The following is an 18,133-nucleotide window of genomic DNA, read 5'->3' on the forward strand; positions in this document are numbered from 1 at the left end:
TCTTTTTATTTAAAAAGGGCGTTAATTCATTGATTGCTTTCGGATTTGATCCGAGTTATAAAACTTTAAAAAAATGGCTGTTTCAAAGTATGAGACAGCCATTTTGATTTTATTTTTTTGACTCGTTTAAAGAAGTTTTTCTGAATTCTTTTAAAAGCTTTTCTATTTCCAGAGAAGCTTTACGAGCTCTGGTTCCTGCTGCTTTATTTCCTTTTTCTGTTTGTAATTCTGCATCCGATTTGAATGTTTCAAATTCTGTAGCGATTTTTTCGATTAGTTCTTTCATAGGTGATTTTATTTTATACCAATTGTAAAAATAGAAATTACTATTGAAATCTAATCCTGATAAAAGAATTTTTCATAATTAATTTTCTAACTCTCTTGTAGCAAATGCTTTAAGTCAGGATCATTCTTGATACGTTCCAATTCACTTTCAATTATTAGAACAATATCTTGTTTTACTTGCCTGTAATTGGCTTCAATTTCGGTTTTCATTTTATCTTCACCATTTTCATCAACGAAAGATAAAATCTCAGGTATCTTTTTATAAGCCTTGGTTTCTGTAGCTACTTTTTCATTGTTTACTACTATTTCGGAATGGAAAATTTTCTGTTCAATACGTTCATCAAAGTTATCAGAAACAGCTCCCACAAACATTCCTTGTGTTAATGTGGAAATTTTTGAAGCAGGTATAAGGCTGTCCAATTGTGTGGATATGGAAGTGGATTTATCGTTTCTATTGATGGTCATACTTTGTCGTTTCTGTAACACTTTCCCAAAACGTTCTGACAAGCTTTTGGCAGTTTCTCCTACCACTTGTCCGCTAAAGATATTACCTACTGTATTTTGGATAACCTTACTTTCTTTGTCACCGTAATCGCGTGTTAATTGAGAATAATCCTGAAAGCCTAAACAAACTGCTACCTTATTGCTTCGGGCTGTAGCAATCAGATTATCCAATCCTCTGAAATAGATGGTTGGCAACTCATCAATAATAACCGAACTTTTTAATTGTCCTTTTTTATTGATTAGTTTTATAATCCTCGAATTGTACAAGCCAAGTGCCGCAGAATAGATATTCTGTCTATCCGGATTATTGCCCACGCAAAGTATTTTAGGTTCATTAGGATTGTTGATATCTAATGAAAAATCATCACCAGTCATTACCCAATAGAGTTGAGGTGAAATCATTCTGGATAAAGGAATCTTGGCCGAAGCTATTTGTCCTTGCAATTGATCCTGTGCTCCACCTTGCCAAGCATCCATAAAAGGAGATAGGTAGTTTTCGAGATCAGGATAGGAAGTAAGGATCGTAAATACATCTACATATTTCTTGTTTAGCAATTCAATAGCATGAGGGAATGTGCAGTACTTCCCATTATCATAGATTTTCAAAAACCAGATGATAGCGGCCAACAGAATTATCGGAGATTCAACAAAAAAGTCTCCCTGCTTTTGTATCCAACTTCTGTTGAGGTTAAGCATTATGGTATAAGCCGATTCATAAGCGTCAGAGATGTCTGTCATAAAATTTGGATTGATGGGATTACAACGATGGCTCCTTCTTGGGTCATCAAAATTGATTATATAAAATTTTGGTTTCACGGTATATTTATCGGTATGCTTTAACAAATGATTATAAGCTATGGTTGAAAGATCATCAAATTTGAAATCATAGATGTACATCGAAAATCCCTTTTCGATATGCTGTTTGATGTAATTATTTATAATGGCATAACTCTTACCGGATCCTGGTGTCCCCAACACTATGGAGGCTCTGAACGGATTTACAACATTGATCCAACCTGTATTCCATTTGCCTTTGTAATAAAATTTAGTTGGAAGATTAACCGAATATTCATTTTGCATTAATTTAGTTTCTTGCATGAAACTTTCGTTCTCGTTATTAAAAACATCGTCCATCAGATTGTTTTTAAGTAAACGACTAATCCATACACCAGCCATCATCAAAGCAATGTAACCTATCGAGCTTGTCAGAATGTATAATAAAGTCGCTAATTTTGGAGATATCTGTAGTAAAAATGTATTTAGAAAGAAAAGTATAAAACCGATGATTAAAGCTATGTAGATTTTGGTCCAGGTAATTTTTTCATTTTTTACTCCTTTTGTTCCCAAACAACTTAACGCCAGTAAAAGCAATGCAAAAAGTTTGGTATATAAGGTATGAGAGAATAGACTTGCTGTTCGTTGGAAATTAGCTAATATCTTATTGATGATTGGTAATGTCCAATTTCGTTCTAGAAAAAAGCTGTAACAAAACCAGTAAAAGTGCATTAGTACCAGAAGTATACTTACTGCACGTATAAAAGCCATTATTTTGGCTAGTCCTCTTAAATCGTCTTCTCCTTGCATTTTGGCATAATTAAAAATTGTTGTTGAATTTAGGAGTTAAGGAAAATCTTTAAAACGAACGATCTTCAAATGGCTTTTATTGGCGTTATTTGTCTATAGAAAACTTAAATTGGAATCCTATTTATTATTACCGTTTCTTCTGCGTTTTTTCTTCATTTTGTTAGCAAAATCCTGTTCTTCATAATCCTCTGCTTGTGCTTCTGGTAATAAACTACCAAGGCTTTCGATAAAACCAAAATCAGTATTAGATTGAGTTGATTGGCTCTTATCAAGGAAATTAAAAAGAGCATGTGGTTTTTCTGTTTCCGGTTTTGTACTGTTAGTGCTTTCGGGAGATGTAATCTTTATATTGTCATGTATTCCATCTTGGCGTTTTTGAGTGGTTTTTTCGTTCCAACAATCATTAAAAATATTAGCAGAAAGGTTTTTACCCAATTGTGATCCGTTCCAAACGCTGCGGGATTCATGGTCAATAAACGTAATTCCGTAAATACGTCCTTCGTGATTTCTACGAACTACAGTGTTGATACCTTGTTCAAGCAGTTGTTTCTTGAATTCGGTTTCATTGGAGGTGGTATGGATTCCAACTTCTATTGTCTTTTTTAGGATTTCTTTTGCCAGTTCAGCTTTCATTTTTTCTTTTGACTGCTCGAAATGTTTTTGTAAAGCATCAAATCCTGCCTGTTTACCAAAGCGAGAAGCTTTAAACGGATTACTTACTTTTTCTCCTTGTTCATTCAGCGCGGAATAGACTAATCCTTGTTTGGGTTGTCCGTGTAATTCTCCTTTTACTTCTTCTGCGGTAATATTAAAAAGAGAAAGTAAGGCATTATAAGCCCCTAAGCTTTGATAGTGATAATACTTTGGTAAATGTCGAACGACCGAGGCTATTTGGCTTTTTATATTAGCTGCCTTGTAGTCAAGCGGTCTGAAAACTTCTTCTTTAGGATTAGGTGTTTTTTCTGTTGCAGGTATTAGTTTATATTCTTGTTCCAAAGCACGACAGGCATCCATGGAACGTAATTTTTCATAGTTGTCTGGTAGTTTTTTACCGTTACGATCTACACAGATTGATACAATATGAATGTGAGTTCGTTCAATATCGGTATGTTTAAAAACTACATAAGACTGGTCTCCATAACCCATACGTTCCATATAATCTTTTGCTATTTTTTTGAAATTTTCATCATTTACCTTGTCTCTCGGATCAGGGTTGAGAGAAATATGCAGCACGGGTTTTTCCGTTCGTTTGTTTGCAATTAGGTAAGGTTCAAATGAGTGATACAATTGAGTAATAGTATAATTTCCATTGACTGTTTCTCGTATTCTATGCGTTGCCAATATTGCTCCGTTTTCCTGGTCAACTTTGAGTTGGTTATAGGAAAGTGCACCAATGATATTTGCTCCACGACCAATCTTTGCTATCATTTTTTCTCATTTTTAATCAAATGTTTTACTTCAAATTCCTCGGTCAACTGTATTATGTCACGGCATAATTTTGCTAATTCTGTTGTTTGTTTTTCTAATTTAAACAGATAAGCGGCTGCTTTTTTTTCGGAAAAATTACGGTACAATATCTTCACAATCTGATTATAATTCACACCAACGGCACGAAACTGACCATACAAAGTGGTTAATCGCATGTAGTAATCCATAGCTGCCATATCAATTTTTACGGTTTTTATTTGCCTTTCAAATAGAACAGAAGTGATAAAGTTTGCTTTATTATCAACTCCTGAAGCTTCATAAAGGGAAAGAAATTTGGCATTTTCTTCGTCTGTTAAACGAAAAACATAACGATGAATGCTCGGATTCTTTTTGGGATTCCTGCCACCTTTGTGCTGTTTGTTGTTCTGTTGTTCATTCATCACTAATCCATTTGTAAATTTCACAAAACACCGACTTCGGAGGGTTTTTCAAGCTTCCTGCAAGGGCAAGTTGTTTTGAGGCACGGAATTTATTTCGAGTGCCTCAAAACACAACTTGCTCTGTTCTGGTGAACAGATAATCCGTCCGCCTGTCGGCGAACCGGATTTAATAAGGCAGGGAAAAACGGCTTAAGGCCGTTCCAGTTGCTGTCCAAATATTGATTTGATCTTTCCATCGATTTATCAGATTACTGTTTTATACAAAGTAAATGATTGAAAACATAATCATTATAGTGTGAAGAATAGCCAAGAATTACCAGTTAGTGCCAATTACTACCACGAGAATAAAAGCAAATACATAGCTGTATTTCTTTGTACTTATAAATAGACATAAGGACATAGTTAGCTATGCAGGTAACAACGTACTTACAGAAATAGAAATGTAGAAAAGTACAGTTATACGAATATAAATAAGTTGATAAATACCTATTCATGTACATACAGTTATAAAGGCATATTCGAATAGGTAAAAAGCTTGTTAAGTACTTGCCTAACTATATAATTCTGAACAGAGTGACAAACCTAAATGCAGTAATGAGTAAATAACTACTGATATAAATACATGAGTAATTAGATATATAAATAATTAAAACCGTTAAAATATGAATGCAAAACACAAAACAGTATTTATTGCCTTTTCTTCTCAAAAGGGTGGTGTCGGAAAAAGTACATTTACAACACTTATTGCCAGTACGATGCACTATCGATTGGACTACAATGTTGCCGTGTTTGATGCCGATTTTCCACAACACAGTTTGATGAAAATGAAATCCCGTGATCTGGCTATGGTAATGGAAAATGAGCATTTGAAAAAATTGGCGTACAAACAATTTACCACCATTAACAAAAAAGCCTATCCCATTATGCAACACAAGGCAGAAAGTGTATTGGAAGCAGCTCATGAATTTTTGAATACCTCTTCAGTTCCTATTGATGTTGTATTTTTCGACCTTCCAGGAACGGTAAACACTCCCGGTATACTCAAAGCATTGGCTGGAATGCACCACATTTTTACGCCTATTACAGCCGATCGTTTGGTGATGGAAAGTACACTCGTTTTTACCCAGCTTTTACAGGATGTGATTATGAAAAAAGGGACGACTTCCATAGAAACCATTAACCTGTTTTGGAATCAGGTGGATGGCAGGGAAAGTACACCCTTATATGATGTTTATAACCAACTTATAGAACAATTGGGATTAAGCCTGATGCAAAGTCAAGTTAAGAATAGCACCCGTTTTCGTAAAGAAAGTGAAGAGGATAGTAAAACTGTATTTCGCTCTACAGTTATGCCTCCAGATGAACGTTTAATGAAAGCTTGTCAGTTAGATTTATTTGTAAACGAATTTTTAAAAATCATTCAATTGTAGTTTATGGAGAAAGATAATAAGAGAAAAACCACTCCTGAAATTAACGAGGAGTTGATGATGAACCTGATGGTGGACGGCATAAAAAAAGAAGGTTTACAGCTTCCATCAGAACTGACTGAAGAATCAGAAAAGGAAAATTTTAAGCCTATAGAATTATCACCTGTGAAATCAGAAATTAAAGAAAAGACCAGAACCAAAAAGACCAGTGAACTGGATTACGAGAGTATTTTTTTTAAGAGACCCGATACCAATGCCCGTGATGGAAAAACGGTCTATATCAGGCCCGATTTTCACGAAAAATTATCCCGTATTGTTCAGGTGATTGGTGAAGACAAGATAACTATTTATGCTTATTTAGATAATTTGTTGAAATACCATTTTCAGGAATTTGGCGAGCAGATAATTAGGAGTTTTAATGATAAATACAAACCTATTTTATAAGTTATGGAAATAGTAATTGTGATATGTTTATTGATTGTAATTTTTCTTCTTTTGCAGGATAAGATTGTTATCAAGATAGGAGTGGAGCAAAAGCCAACACAGAAAAAAAATAATCCAAAGCTACTCCATATTATGGGGCAGCCCAAAACTCAAAGAAGTCTTTCAGTGTCAAACAATGCCAATGAAAGTCAAAAGAAAAAGCAGAAAGATAAAACGGATAATTTTGATTTTGAAATTGATGATCAAGATATTGATAAGCAAATTCCGCAGGAAGAGCTGGACGAAGTTTTCAGAAATATACCTGATTTTGAGGACGAGGCAGAAGAATGGAATAGTTATGGAATATCCGATGGTGATAACGGTTTTGCCCAAGGTGTTACCTTTGAAGAACTAAGCTCGGTGGAGATGCTGCTGCAAAAAGAAAATTTGGAGCCCTCTCAAAAGGAAAAAGCAATTGCTATAGTTCAGAAAATACAAGGAACCGAATTATTCGACCTACTGGAAAATTCTATGGAAAGTGCTTCCCGTAAAATAGCCGAGTTATTAGACAGTAGCCTTTCTTCTGAAACAGAAACTAGTTCTTCCTCTTTGCGGAAAAATGATTTCGAGGATTTTGATATTGGGGAGTTTGTGTGATAACAAGCTCCTTTTTTTTGTTTTTAAGTTTTTGATTGCAAAATGGACTTTCATTAGGGGCAATTACTTTAATCGATTTGTCACTTTTTTATTAAAGAATCTAATTTTCCTTTTATTTCCTGATTCTCTAACTTGTACAAACCAGATAAATATAGTTGTCCTAAATATTCCCCTTTTTTCCAGTGCCAATCGCCAAGAATCTGCTTTTCTCCTCTAACATTCCAGAGTAATACTAAATCTTCTTTTTTTAACCACTCGATTAACTTGTCTTTTCTGACGAGTAATCCCATAAGACTTTTGTTGTTTACTGATGGATCAAAACAAATAAGTTCACCATTACTATCTACTAGTTCACCTTCATTTTGAGAAAATTCCAATTTAAGTCCTTCCTTAATTTTTTGAACAGGCTTATGGTAGTAAATAGAATCTGTTTTTGAGCAATCATATTCTTCTTCCCATAAAAAATACTCACTTGTACGATGAAAATCACCAATTAACTTATCGCTTTTCCTGTTGTAAACCTCAATCCATTCATCACCGTTGTAGTATGGCTTATTATGGAACGCAAAAGCTTCAGACCAGTAATATTCTCTTGAGAATACATGGGTCATCGTTCTGATTTCGGGAAGGTCACTACGAAAAAAATCACCTTTAAGGTTCTTTTCAATTTTTGTCAAATCATTTTTCCTAACAAAATAACTTGATACCCAGTAAGCAAGTTTCTTGCGGACACTATCATATTTATCCTCGCCAAGAGTTTCTGGTTCTGACCAATTTGAATCGATGTCAAGCCATAACCATTTGTTCCCTTCTGGATCTGTCACTTCTAAAATATCCGATGGAGCAGGTAAATTATCTGTTGATATGAGCCAATCTTTCACCGACGCATCATAATCGTTGTAGATGGTATTGAACCACCAATTAGGAGTATATGTTTTATACCGTTCGGCTTTGGTTTCTTTAATTATCATTGTTGGATCAATGTCACGAACGTTAGGTTGCCATGGTCCATCATATGGTATACTCTTTTCCTTTTTATACCATTGAGATTCATCTAACAACTCACATTGGTCTGATACTCTTGCCAACAATTCATTCAATACTATCCACTGGTATTTTTTTCCAATTCGCTCCATGTGACCACTGCCTCTTCCAGAACCCTGATGGATGTCGAATTCACTAAATATTTTGGGATCGTAGCCTAGTTCAAAAATTCTCACAATGGCATAATTGCTTAACCCATCGTAATTTACTTTCCAATTCCTCATCGCACTTTGAAAAGTATATCTCCCAAAATCACCATAACCGCCAGTTTTACGACCATATTCTGTGGTCATTGATCTAAGAATAGCGGTAGTTCCCCATTGACTATTACCGTAATGTCCTTCCTCTCCTTTAGGAGCATATTTATCATCGATTTCTTTGTTAGACGGATATTTTAATGGAAGTGGTTTGCTTTTATAGGGAGGCCGAATTTTAGCAGTATCAAAGTCTAGTTTAACATTGTGAAACAAGGCAAATTCAATTACACCTCTAGCATAGTCCCTAAGCAAAATATTAGGTACTATTTTATTCTTATTAAAAATAGTTTTATAAATATAATTGCATAATTCAGTTAAATTCTGATTTTTTCCAGATCTCAGTGCGCACCCATAAGATACAGCATAAATTCTTTCAAGTATGTAAGGGTCGTTGACATCTTTGAATTTTTCTAAAAGTATAGGAAGCAGATGTATCCGATTTTCTAGCAGACAAATTAAAGCTTTAGTGGCACCATCACGGAGGTATCGATTAGCGCTACATAAAAACCATGATAGCGTTGTACTAGCTAACAATATAGCTTCATCTTTAATATGCGATTTATCATCTTCTTTCCAAGCCCAATTTATTAGACGACTTATTGCATTTGTGCTGCTGTTATCTCCGTATTTATCTTGAAGCCAAATAGACCATATTTCATCTCTTTCAGGCATTGTAAAACCGCTTAGGAAATTATGCAAACTTTCAGCGTTAAAATAGAATTCGGGTTTCATTGATGTCGAAACGACCGTGGCTAAAAAACTGTGAAATAATTCTTCTTCTTTTATAATAACATCATTCACAAAATCTTTGGCACTATCACCAATACAATCTGATTTTCGCCAGATTAAAGATTTTAAAAATGCGTCTGCAATTGGATAAATTGGTTTTAGATGTTCAGCCAGTTCAAATATCTCTTTACCAGTTCTTTCGGGAAGCTGAATTGTTAATGCTTCAACCAAATTTTGGTTTTCCCAGCATTTTATATCGTCTTTAGTTAAATCATACAGCTTTCCGCTTTCAAATGATTTTTTTGGATTTTCCATATCTAGATGCCTGTCCAGTAGCATCGATACTGTAAGATGATCTTGAAACCTTTGGTATGCAAAGTATATTATTTCGAATTCTTGTCCGCTATCTGACCACCTCAGATCTTTATTGAAGATACCTTCTGAAAGCAGCTTCTTTAGAAACGGTTCAGGTTTGTAGCAGTTTCCTGAAAATATGGAATTAATTACAATATTTGCATCTTCGTAAGAAATATATTCTTGATTTGCATCGACCATTTTTGAAAGAACTGTGTTGACCGATTTTTGAACTAATTTCGTGTTTTCATCAAAATGAAGTTCAGTCACAGTTGAGAGTTTTGTGTTAATGCTATCAAGATAAAAATCAATTATCGAAGTTATTCCGTCAACTCCGGCTGGCATTTGAGTAAGTCCTTTTGCTTTTATTGATTTACAAAACAATTTTAAGAATAATGGATTGTGAAATTCAGGATTTAGTATTGGAATTCCTGGCTCAACTAGACCATAATGTTCAAAAAAACGTTTTGTTGCTTCATATTCGTTGTCTGCAAAACCATAGTGTTCAACTCTTAAAATGATTGATTCATCGAATTCGGAAGTAGGTGCAATCAAACGTTCATAAGAAGACCGTAAACTTATTACCAATCCGAGCCATGGAAATGCTTTAAACGAATTGATAAAAGACTTTAATCGATTAGGCCAGATGTATACACCTTCTCCTTCATTAATAGCATCAATGAAGATTATTGTCCTTTTTTGCACACTTTCTGCCTGAGAATTTAGGGCACTTAAAAAGACGAGCTCATCAATACCAGAAATGCGTAGTTGGTTGTTTAAAATCTGTGTCCATGGTAAGTCTTTGTTTGAAAAATTTTCACCCAGTAAGAAAAGACTTTTATACTGATTCTCATTTCTCTTTTTTACTATATCAGCCAGTAAATGTGATTTTCCAATACCTGCATCACCAATTAGCAACAAGTATGGATTGTTACCTAAGAAAACAGTGTCACTCTGTAAAAAGTCTTTGTAGTTATTTATTGCTGAAAAAAAGTTATCGACTGTATTTAATTCAGAGGTAAAAGGACGATTGTAGACATCTTTAATAGCCTTTTCTTTCTCCGATCTCATGACATATAATCGGGTTAGTATTTTATCTGTTAGTTCAGACGCCATTTCAATTTCTTCTAAAATGTCATCAAATCCTAAATCATTACAACCTTCAAAATTTATACTGAGATACTCCTTTTTGATAATATTTATTCTTTGCTCTAATTTACTAAGGTTTTCTGTGAGTACAACGTCATCTGTACTTATACGGATATTTCTATATTTTTCGATAAAAGTAGTATAGCTTTCGTCTGATTGTGTTTTGAAATTTTCATCTCTGGCTAGCCCGTCAAAAAGTTTAGCGATAGGTAATTCGATATTTAAATCGATCGTATATCTTGCTCCTAAAGCGAGAGTACTTTCCTGATTTTTATAATTGAACCATGAATCAAGAAATTCCTCCTGATTAAACCAAAAATATTTCAATCCTTCGTTTTCCTTTTTAGCAAGTCTTGTTATTAGTTGAGAGCTACCCCAAAAATCAAATGTCAAATCAATGCCTTTTTTGTTAGCATAATCTTGCCATTTGACTATACTCGATTTCCATTTATCCAACATAGAAGTTTTTCCTTTAACCTTTCCATCGGGCATGTCAATAGGAATAGCAACGTAATACTTTTTAAGTTTCGGATGATTGTCGATAGCGGTGATGATAGATTTATCAATTTCTGTCCATTGGGTAGCCGTCAAACTTGTTGTAAAATACTTAGCCTGCCACATATGTAAATCACCATTTTTGAAATACCAGTAACATTCTTTTCCACCATCAGGTTTACCCATCCTCCAAAACGTTTTCTGATCAGAAATAATTTCTCTTGCGGCCAATTGGCATACTAATTCTTCAAAGCCATCATTGAGACTGTTATTTAGTGGACGTATATTGTTCCAGTTTACTGCCATTTCTATTTTGTTGAGAATGTTTTGTGTTTCTTCCGAAGCTATTATATTGAATCCTTTTTTCTGAAATACGATATTTTTATGGTGTTTTGTTCCTAAGCGCTGAAAACTATTATTGAAAGAATTTGTTTATTTTATGATTTGTTCTATTTTCTCCATCAACATCTGAAACCGTTCCTCCCTAATTAACGGATGGATGTGCATGGCTAAAATTTCGTTTGCTTGTGGATGGTTTTTAATAGCTGTAAGTTCTTGCTTGATGTATTGTTTCAAATCGACTTCACTTGCTAGTATTTCTTCGACTATTGTTGTTCTATTGTCAATCATATAGATGATGTCTTCATAGTCGTGACTTCCGTAAAAGTCATTTTGCCCTCTGTCTTTAAAAGCTTCTAATTTGGTAGCCAGAAAATAAGGTGATGGTAATACGTTGATTTTAATTCCTTCGGGCAATTCTATTTGTTGCAGGTATTTGAATCCGGGCTTGTACCATTTATTAGATATTCCAATACTACTGTCGTCAGCAGGCATAATGTCTATTGCTATATTTTCAAACTGATACGAACATATGGATTGTCCCTGAGGATCCGGGTAGAAATTAAGTTCTGCTAATCGTTCTTGCATTTGTGTCCATTCATAATAATTAGCTAAATTAATGGTCATGTCTATATCAGAAGTAGGACGAATTTCTTCTGCAGCCGGGTCATCTGTATATAAGCTAATTACTGCCCCTCCAATGAAGACCATCTTTTCATTTAATTCCTTTAAACCTTTCGCCACTTGAGCTACTAATGCCAGATTGATTACTTTATTATGCATTCAGTATTCGTTTTTCTAATTCTCGTTTTGCCATTTCTTTTTCTCTTACTCTTCCCACTCTAATGGCATCAACTAAAGTTAATAATTCGTATAAATCTTTGTCTTTTAATGAAGCTGCTACAAGAGTAGGGTATAAAGGTTCTATTGCCTGGCCACGGTCTAAACCTTTTGCATATGGCCAAACATATTTATCAGTTGCCTGAATTATTTTATTTAAAGGTTCCGCTGAATGAGCTGTTAAAATACCTCTAACTAATGCTCCTGGTTGCTGCGGAAAAGCATAGCATACACCATGAATTAAAAATTCATTAAAAGCAATTTTGTTTACTTTTTTTCTGGCATCATCAATTAGTCCTGCATATTTGGAACGATTTAAAGACTGACTAACTTCCGATTGACTCATACCCAATTCCTGAGCAATAGTATGGTGAAACCAGGATTTTTCACCTAATGCAATGATTTTTAACAAAATTACAATGTCTTGCGGTTTGAGATTATTTTTTGCTTGTGCCATTCTGATATTTCATATTGCGATATGCAATATTAGTTATAAAATTTACAATAAACAATCTTTTACTGTGTAATATTGCATATTGCGATTTGCGATATGTAAAATATTTGTTTGCTCAAATTTAATGATTTTTATTTCATAAAGTAAATGATTACGTCTTCTTCTGCCAAATAACTCCACTTAAAGACAGCTCATTACTAGTTTCCTGTTTCCATAAGACATTTGACATCAAATCCTGCAATGAGCAGGAATGTCTAACAAATAAATTCATTTAAATCATGGAAAAACAAAGAAAAAAAGTTTTACTGATGGCTATGGCTATGCTGTCAGCTTTTGGCGCATTCGCACAAGGGAACGGTTCTGCAGGAATCAACGAGGCTACCCAAATGGTAACCTCTTATTTTGATCCTGCAACTCAGCTTATTTACGCCATCGGAGCAGTAGTTGGACTAATCGGAGGTGTTAAGGTGTATAACAAATTCAGCAGTGGTGATCCTGATACGAGTAAGACCGCAGCAAGCTGGTTTGGAGCTTGTATTTTCTTGATTGTATCGGCTACTATTTTACGCTCCTTCTTCCTTTAATCTTTTGGCTGATGAGTACTTACAACATCAACAAAGGTATTGGGAGGGCGGTAGAGTTTAAGGGATTGAAAGCACAATACCTTTTCATTTTCGCTGGTGGATTGCTTGGGATTCTTATTCTGGTAATGATTTTGTACATGACAGGAGTCAATTCCTTTATCTGTCTGTTTATTGGAACAGGAGGAAGCTCTCTAATTGTGTGGCAGACTTTCTCTTTGAACAAAAAGTATGGCGAACACGGCTTAGTGAAAATAAGTGCTCATAAACGGCATCCTCATTACATCATTTGCCGAAAGGCTATCCACCGTTATTTCAAGTTTAAAACTAAATCCAGGAACGCATGAGAAATAAATCAAAAGCGACTACATTGGAAAGTAAGTTTCCATTGCTAGCGGTAGAAAATAATTGCATTATCTCAAAGGATGCGGATATCACCGCTTGTTTTCGGGTAGCACTTCCAGAGCTTTTCACAGTGGCTTCTGCGGAATATGAAGCGATTCATTCCGCTTGGCATAAGGCTATTAAGACTTTGCCCGATTTTACGGTGATACACAAACAGGATTGGTATATCAAGGAAAATTACGCTCCTGATATTGCTCAGGAAGATTTAAGTTTTTTAGCAAAATCCTACCAGCAACATTTTAATGAGCGTCCGTTTCTGAATCACTATTGCTACTTATTTCTAACTAAAACGACTAAGGAACGTATGCGAATGCAGAGTAATTTCTCTTCGCTTTGCAAAGGGGTACTTATTCCAAAAGAAATAAGGGATAAAGAAACAATTCATCGTTTTATGGAAGCCGTAACACAGTTTGAACGAATCGTAAATGACAGTGGTTTTGTAAAACTAGAACGATTAAGCGAAGAGGACATCCTCGGAACAGAGGACAAGCAAGGAATATTAGAACAATACCTAACGCTTTCAAGGGAATATGGAACACCGATGCAAGACATTGCTCTGGGAGCTGAAGAAGTGCGCATTGGAAACAAAAGACTTTGCCTGCACAACTTATCAGATACAGACGATTTACCCAGAAATGTAACGGCAAATACCCGTTATGAAAAATTGTCCACAGACAGAAGTGATTGTCTATTGTCTTTTGCCGCTCCAGTTGGATTGTTGTTAAGTTGCAATCACATTTACAATCAGTATTTGTTTCTGGATAACAGCGAAGATAACCTGCGTAAGTTTGAGAAATCAGCAAGAAACATGCACTCATTGGCACGTTACAGCAGAGCGAATCAAATCAATAAAGAATGGATAGAACGCTATTTGAACGAAGCACATTCTTTTGGACTTTCTTCTATTCGGGCACATTTCAATGTGATGGCTTGGTCAGAAGATCCTGTCGAACTAAAACAGTTAAAGAACGATACTGGGAGTGCTTTGGCACTGATGGAATGCAAGCCTAGGCACAACACTACAGATGTTGCCACGCTTTACTGGGCAGGAATTCCGGGGAATTCCGGAGATTTTCCGAGTGAAGAAAGCTTTTATACTTTCATAGAACCCGCACTCTGTTTTTTTACTGAGGAAACCAACTATCAAAGTTCTCCATCGCCTTTTGGAATTAAGATGGCTGACCGGCTTACAGGCAAACCCATTCATTTGGACATCTCTGATTTACCAATGAAGCGTGGAATTATCACCAATAGAAACAAGTTTATATTAGGTCCTTCAGGTTCAGGAAAGTCATTTTTTACCAATCACATGGTCAGACAATATTATGAACAAGGTGCTCATGTGCTGCTGGTGGATACCGGGAACTCTTATCATGGATTGTGCGAACTCATCAAAGGAAAAACAAAAGGGGAAGATGGTGTTTATTTCACTTATACAGAAGACAATCCTATAGCCTTTAATCCTTTTTATACCGATGACGGTGTGTTTGACATAGAGAAAAGAGAAAGTATCAAAACCTTGATATTGACCTTATGGAAACGGGATGACGAACCACCGACCCGCTCAGAAGAAGTGGCATTGTCTAATGCTGTGAGTGGTTACATCGAACGCATCAAACAAGATGATGAATTGCCTTCTTTCAATGGGTTTTATGAATACGTAAAGGGTGATTACAGAAAGATATTAGAAGAAAAACAGGTACGGGAAAAAGACTTTGATCTAGCCAACTTCTTCAATGTGTTAGAACCTTATTACAAAGGAGGCGAATACGATTATTTGTTGAATTCGGATAAGCAACTGGACTTACTTTCCAAACGATTTATTGTGTTTGAAATAGATGCCATAAAGGATCATAAAATTCTTTTTCCGATTGTAACCATAATCATTATGGAAGTTTTCATCAACAAAATGCGTCGCTTGAAAGGAGTGCGGAAGTTAATCTTAATTGAAGAAGCCTGGAAAGCTATTGCAAAAGAAGGAATGGCAGAGTACATCAAATACCTGTTTAAAACGGTAAGGAAGTTTTTTGGAGAAGCCATAGTAGTAACTCAGGAAGTGGATGACATTATCCAATCGCCCATTGTAAAGGAAAGCATTATCAATAATTCGGATTGTAAAATACTGTTGGATCAGCGTAAATACATGAACAAATTTGATGATATACAAGCCATGCTTGGTCTCACTGAAAAAGAAAAAGCACAGGTACTTTCTATAAACATGAATAACGATCCCGGGCGGTTATACAAAGAAGTTTGGATTGGTTTGGGAGGTACTCATTCGGCAGTATATGCCACAGAAGTGAGTCTTGAGGAATATTTAGCTTACACCACAGAAGAAACCGAAAAGTTGGAAGTGATGCGTCTTGCCGGAGAACTGGATGGAAATGTAGAACATGCTATTAAACAAATAGTCCTTCAGAAAAAAGAAAACAAATAGTAATTATTTTAAAAATTAAAAAACAATGAAAAAGTTAATGTTCATGGTGTGTACAGTAATGTTATTTGCTGTCACACCAGCCGTTAAAGCACAATGGGTGGTAACAGATCCTTCTAATTTGGCTCAGGGGATTGTAAATACAGCGAGACAGATTGTACAGACTTCTACCACAGCTACCAATATGATTAACAACTTTAAGGAAGTCCAAAAAGTGTATAATCAGGGAAAAGAGTATTATGATAAACTAAAGGCAGTAAATAATCTGGTAAAAGATGCCCGAAAAGTACAACAGACTGTATTGCTTGTAGGGGATGTTTCTGAGATTTATGTAAAGAATTTTGGAAAAATGATGAACGATCCTAATTTCAATGCACAGGAACTTTCGGCAATTGCTAATGGGTATTCCATTTTGCTTAATGAAAGTACTGAGCTATTGAAAGAGCTTAAACAAATTGTAAATGCTTCCACTTTGTCATTGAATGATAAAGAGCGTATGGATATTATCGATGGTGTGTATAAGGAAGTAAAAGAGTATCACAATCTTGTTCGTTATTTTACAAACAAAAACATTTCAGTCAGTTATTTAAGAGCTAAAAAAGCCAATAACAGTAAAAGAGTATTGGAACTTTACGGGACTGCTAACCAAAAATACTGGTAATCATCATGGAATTTACTAATCTTCATGAAGTATTACGCTCGCTCTATGATGAGATGATACCACTCTCAGCGGATATGGCGGCGGTAGCTAAAAGTCTAGCGGGATTAGGAGCTTTATTTTATGTTGCTTTAAAAGTGTGGCAGGCACTAAGCAGTGCAGAACCTATAGATGTCTTTCCACTCCTCAGACCTTTTGCTTTGGGACTTTGTATTATGTTTTTTCCAACGATGGTTTTAGGTACTCTCAATGCAGTATTGAGTCCTGTGGTAAAAGGGACACATAGTATCTTAGAAAATCAAGTTTTGGATTTGAATGCCTTACAGCAGCAGAAAGACCAACTGGAAAGGGAAGCAATGCTTCGCAACCCTGAAACCGCTTATCTGGTATCAGATGAAGAGTTTGATAAAAAACTCGATGAACTGGGTTGGTCACCTTCAGATTTAGTTACCATGTCTGGAATGTACATGGAAAGGGAAATGTACGGAGTTAAAAAGGAAATTCGTGATGGTTTTCGGGAGTTTTTGGAAATACTGTTTCAGGCAGCTGCGCTGGTTATTGATACGATAAGGACTTTCTTCCTGATTGTCTTATCCATATTAGGACCGATAGCTTTTGCCATTTCAGTATGGGATGGATTTCAGTCTACACTAACACAATGGTTTACCCGATACATTAGTGTGTATCTCTGGTTGCCTGTTTCTGATCTTTTTAGTGCTATGTTGTCCAAGATACAATCCTTAATACTACAGAAAGATATAGAAAGTTTGTCAGATCCCAATTTTATTCCTGATTCATCCAACACTGTGTATATCATCTTTATGATTATTGGCATCATTGGGTATTTTACAATTCCTACAGTAACGGGTTGGATTATTCAGGCTGGGGGAGCAGGTAATTTTATGCGAAATGTAAACCAAACTGCAACAAAAACAGGAAATATTGTAGGAGCCGGTACAGGAGCAGTTGCAGGTAATATTGGAGGCAGACTAATGAAGTAATAATATTAAATAGCAGTAAAATGGAATTTAGAACCTTAAGAAATATCGAAAATAGTTTCAGGCAAATCAGACTTTATGCCATTGTGTTTGCATTGTTCTGTATTGGAGTAACCGGATATGCGGTGTGGCAATCGTATCACTTTGCAGAACTGCAACGTCAAAAGGTGTATGTGTTGGATAATGGTAAATCGTTAATGCTGGCTCTTGCTCAGGATGCTTCTATCAATCGTCCTGTTGAAGCCAGGGAACACGTCAGACGTTTTCACGAACTTTTCTTTACCCTGGCACCCGACAAGAGTGCTATAGAAAATAATATGAAAAGAGCATTTAATCTTGCAGACAAAAGTGCTTTCGATTACTATAAAGACTTGTCTGAAAAAGGGTATTACAATCGTATCATTTCAGGGAATGTGCAACAGCGTATCGAAATAGATAGTGTGGTATGCAATTTCGATAGTTATCCGTATGCTGTGAGAACTTATGCTGAGCAATTTATTATTAGATTCAGTAATGTAACTAAGCGTAATCTGGTGACATCATGTTACCTCGTGAATTCAGTTCGATCGGATAACAATCCACAAGGCTTCAATATAGAAAAGTTCAATGTAATTGAGAATAATGATGTAGAAATTATGGAACGTTAAA

16 protein-coding genes are annotated in these 18,133 nt (G+C 35.4%); 9 read left to right on the top strand and 7 right to left on the bottom strand.

Features of this window, described 5'->3' with window-relative positions:
* Positions 1-109 precede the first annotated feature (109 nt).
* The 4 genes from ACFPTQ_RS08240 to mobA all read right to left on the bottom strand — a co-directional run bounded on the left by ACFPTQ_RS08240 (position 110) and on the right by mobA (position 4,241).
* Entirely contained in the window at positions 110-286 is a 177-nt protein-coding gene (locus ACFPTQ_RS08240; RefSeq protein ID WP_055091131.1) for a histone H1, read from the bottom strand.
* An 86-nt stretch (positions 287-372) separates the two neighbouring features.
* The gene (mobC, locus tag ACFPTQ_RS08245; RefSeq protein WP_379776199.1) at positions 373-2,373 is read right to left on the bottom strand and encodes a conjugal transfer protein MobC; all 2,001 of its coding nucleotides are present in this window, start codon (positions 2,371-2,373) and stop codon (positions 373-375) included.
* Between the two features lie 117 nt (positions 2,374-2,490).
* Positions 2,491-3,801, bottom strand: coding sequence for a conjugal transfer protein MobB (gene mobB / locus ACFPTQ_RS08250; RefSeq protein WP_379776202.1), 1,311 nt, complete (start codon positions 3,799-3,801; stop codon positions 2,491-2,493).
* Positions 3,798-4,241 carry a conjugal transfer protein MobA gene (gene mobA, locus ACFPTQ_RS08255; RefSeq protein ID WP_379776205.1) on the bottom strand — a complete coding sequence of 148 codons (444 nt, stop codon included), beginning with the start codon at positions 4,239-4,241 and terminating at the stop codon, positions 3,798-3,800. Before mobA ends, mobB begins: the two co-directional genes overlap by 4 nt.
* A 662-nt stretch (positions 4,242-4,903) precedes the next feature.
* On the opposite strand from mobA, the gene ACFPTQ_RS08260 reads away from it, so the two are divergent.
* The 3 genes from ACFPTQ_RS08260 to ACFPTQ_RS08270 are packed head-to-tail and all read left to right on the top strand — an operon-like array spanning position 4,904 to position 6,748.
* A complete protein-coding gene (locus ACFPTQ_RS08260) occupies positions 4,904-5,671 on the top strand; it encodes a ParA family protein (protein WP_379776208.1) in 768 nt (255 codons plus the stop codon).
* Between the two features lie 3 nt (positions 5,672-5,674).
* Entirely contained in the window at positions 5,675-6,112 is a 438-nt protein-coding gene (locus ACFPTQ_RS08265) for a DUF3408 domain-containing protein (protein ID WP_379776211.1), read from the top strand.
* Positions 6,113-6,115: 3 nt separating this feature from the next.
* Positions 6,116-6,748, top strand: coding sequence for a conjugal transfer protein TraD (locus ACFPTQ_RS08270; RefSeq protein ID WP_379776214.1), 633 nt, complete (start codon positions 6,116-6,118; stop codon positions 6,746-6,748).
* Positions 6,749-6,828: 80 nt separating this feature from the next.
* Here the strand turns inward: ACFPTQ_RS08270 and ACFPTQ_RS08275 are convergent, their stop codons facing one another.
* The 3 genes from ACFPTQ_RS08275 to ACFPTQ_RS08285 all read right to left on the bottom strand — a co-directional run bounded on the left by ACFPTQ_RS08275 (position 6,829) and on the right by ACFPTQ_RS08285 (position 12,412).
* Positions 6,829-11,082, bottom strand: a complete 4,254-nt coding sequence (locus tag ACFPTQ_RS08275) for a hypothetical protein (RefSeq protein WP_379776216.1) — start codon at positions 11,080-11,082, stop codon at positions 6,829-6,831.
* Positions 11,083-11,208: 126 nt separating this feature from the next.
* Positions 11,209-11,898 carry a hypothetical protein gene (locus tag ACFPTQ_RS08280; RefSeq protein WP_379776218.1) on the bottom strand — a complete coding sequence of 230 codons (690 nt, stop codon included), beginning with the start codon at positions 11,896-11,898 and terminating at the stop codon, positions 11,209-11,211.
* Positions 11,891-12,412 (bottom strand): hypothetical protein, encoded by a 522-nt coding sequence (locus ACFPTQ_RS08285; RefSeq protein ID WP_379776221.1) that lies wholly within the window; start codon positions 12,410-12,412, stop codon positions 11,891-11,893. Before ACFPTQ_RS08285 ends, ACFPTQ_RS08280 begins: the two co-directional genes overlap by 8 nt.
* Before the next feature lie 275 nt (positions 12,413-12,687).
* Here ACFPTQ_RS08285 and ACFPTQ_RS08290 point away from each other — a divergent pair, with 275 nt between their 5' ends.
* The 6 genes from ACFPTQ_RS08290 to traK are packed head-to-tail and all read left to right on the top strand — an operon-like array spanning position 12,688 to position 18,132.
* Entirely contained in the window at positions 12,688-12,993 is a 306-nt protein-coding gene (locus ACFPTQ_RS08290) for a DUF4134 domain-containing protein (protein ID WP_379776223.1), read from the top strand.
* 11 nt (positions 12,994-13,004) lie between these two features.
* On the top strand, positions 13,005-13,337 hold the full coding sequence (locus tag ACFPTQ_RS08295) for a DUF4133 domain-containing protein (RefSeq protein WP_379776225.1): 333 nt from the start codon (positions 13,005-13,007) through the stop codon (positions 13,335-13,337).
* Complete coding sequence (locus ACFPTQ_RS08300) at positions 13,334-15,832, top strand: TraG family conjugative transposon ATPase (RefSeq protein ID WP_379776227.1); 2,499 nt, start codon at positions 13,334-13,336, stop codon at positions 15,830-15,832. Before ACFPTQ_RS08295 ends, ACFPTQ_RS08300 begins: the two co-directional genes overlap by 4 nt.
* Positions 15,833-15,857: 25 nt before the next feature.
* Positions 15,858-16,490 carry a DUF4141 domain-containing protein gene (locus tag ACFPTQ_RS08305; RefSeq protein WP_379776229.1) on the top strand — a complete coding sequence of 211 codons (633 nt, stop codon included), beginning with the start codon at positions 15,858-15,860 and terminating at the stop codon, positions 16,488-16,490.
* A gap of 5 nt (positions 16,491-16,495) precedes the next feature.
* Entirely contained in the window at positions 16,496-17,488 is a 993-nt protein-coding gene (gene traJ / locus ACFPTQ_RS08310) for a conjugative transposon protein TraJ (RefSeq protein ID WP_379776232.1), read from the top strand.
* A gap of 20 nt (positions 17,489-17,508) precedes the next feature.
* Positions 17,509-18,132, top strand: a complete 624-nt coding sequence (traK, locus tag ACFPTQ_RS08315; protein ID WP_379776234.1) for a conjugative transposon protein TraK — start codon at positions 17,509-17,511, stop codon at positions 18,130-18,132.
* Position 18,133: the final 1 nt, after the last annotated feature.

Source organism: Flavobacterium sp. GCM10022190, from assembly GCF_042656445.1.
GTDB lineage: Bacteria > Bacteroidota > Bacteroidia > Flavobacteriales > Flavobacteriaceae > Flavobacterium > Flavobacterium nitratireducens.

Coding starts and splice junctions, on each gene's coding strand:
- ACFPTQ_RS08265 (WP_379776211.1), top strand. CDS start 5,675: ATGGAGAAAGATAATAAGAGAAAAACCACTCCTGAAATTAACGAGGAG.
- ACFPTQ_RS08285 (WP_379776221.1), bottom strand. CDS start 12,412: ATGGCACAAGCAAAAAATAATCTCAAACCGCAAGACATTGTAATTTTG.
- ACFPTQ_RS08275 (WP_379776216.1), bottom strand. CDS start 11,082: ATGGCAGTAAACTGGAACAATATACGTCCACTAAATAACAGTCTCAAT.
- mobA (WP_379776205.1), bottom strand. CDS start 4,241: ATGAATGAACAACAGAACAACAAACAGCACAAAGGTGGCAGGAATCCC.
- ACFPTQ_RS08300 (WP_379776227.1), top strand. CDS start 13,334: ATGAGAAATAAATCAAAAGCGACTACATTGGAAAGTAAGTTTCCATTG.
- ACFPTQ_RS08260 (WP_379776208.1), top strand. CDS start 4,904: ATGAATGCAAAACACAAAACAGTATTTATTGCCTTTTCTTCTCAAAAG.
- mobC (WP_379776199.1), bottom strand. CDS start 2,373: ATGCAAGGAGAAGACGATTTAAGAGGACTAGCCAAAATAATGGCTTTT.
- ACFPTQ_RS08305 (WP_379776229.1), top strand. CDS start 15,858: ATGAAAAAGTTAATGTTCATGGTGTGTACAGTAATGTTATTTGCTGTC.
- ACFPTQ_RS08240 (WP_055091131.1), bottom strand. CDS start 286: ATGAAAGAACTAATCGAAAAAATCGCTACAGAATTTGAAACATTCAAA.
- ACFPTQ_RS08280 (WP_379776218.1), bottom strand. CDS start 11,898: ATGCATAATAAAGTAATCAATCTGGCATTAGTAGCTCAAGTGGCGAAA.
- mobB (WP_379776202.1), bottom strand. CDS start 3,801: ATGATAGCAAAGATTGGTCGTGGAGCAAATATCATTGGTGCACTTTCC.
- ACFPTQ_RS08295 (WP_379776225.1), top strand. CDS start 13,005: ATGAGTACTTACAACATCAACAAAGGTATTGGGAGGGCGGTAGAGTTT.
- ACFPTQ_RS08290 (WP_379776223.1), top strand. CDS start 12,688: ATGGAAAAACAAAGAAAAAAAGTTTTACTGATGGCTATGGCTATGCTG.
- ACFPTQ_RS08270 (WP_379776214.1), top strand. CDS start 6,116: ATGGAAATAGTAATTGTGATATGTTTATTGATTGTAATTTTTCTTCTT.
- traJ (WP_379776232.1), top strand. CDS start 16,496: ATGGAATTTACTAATCTTCATGAAGTATTACGCTCGCTCTATGATGAG.
- traK (WP_379776234.1), top strand. CDS start 17,509: ATGGAATTTAGAACCTTAAGAAATATCGAAAATAGTTTCAGGCAAATC.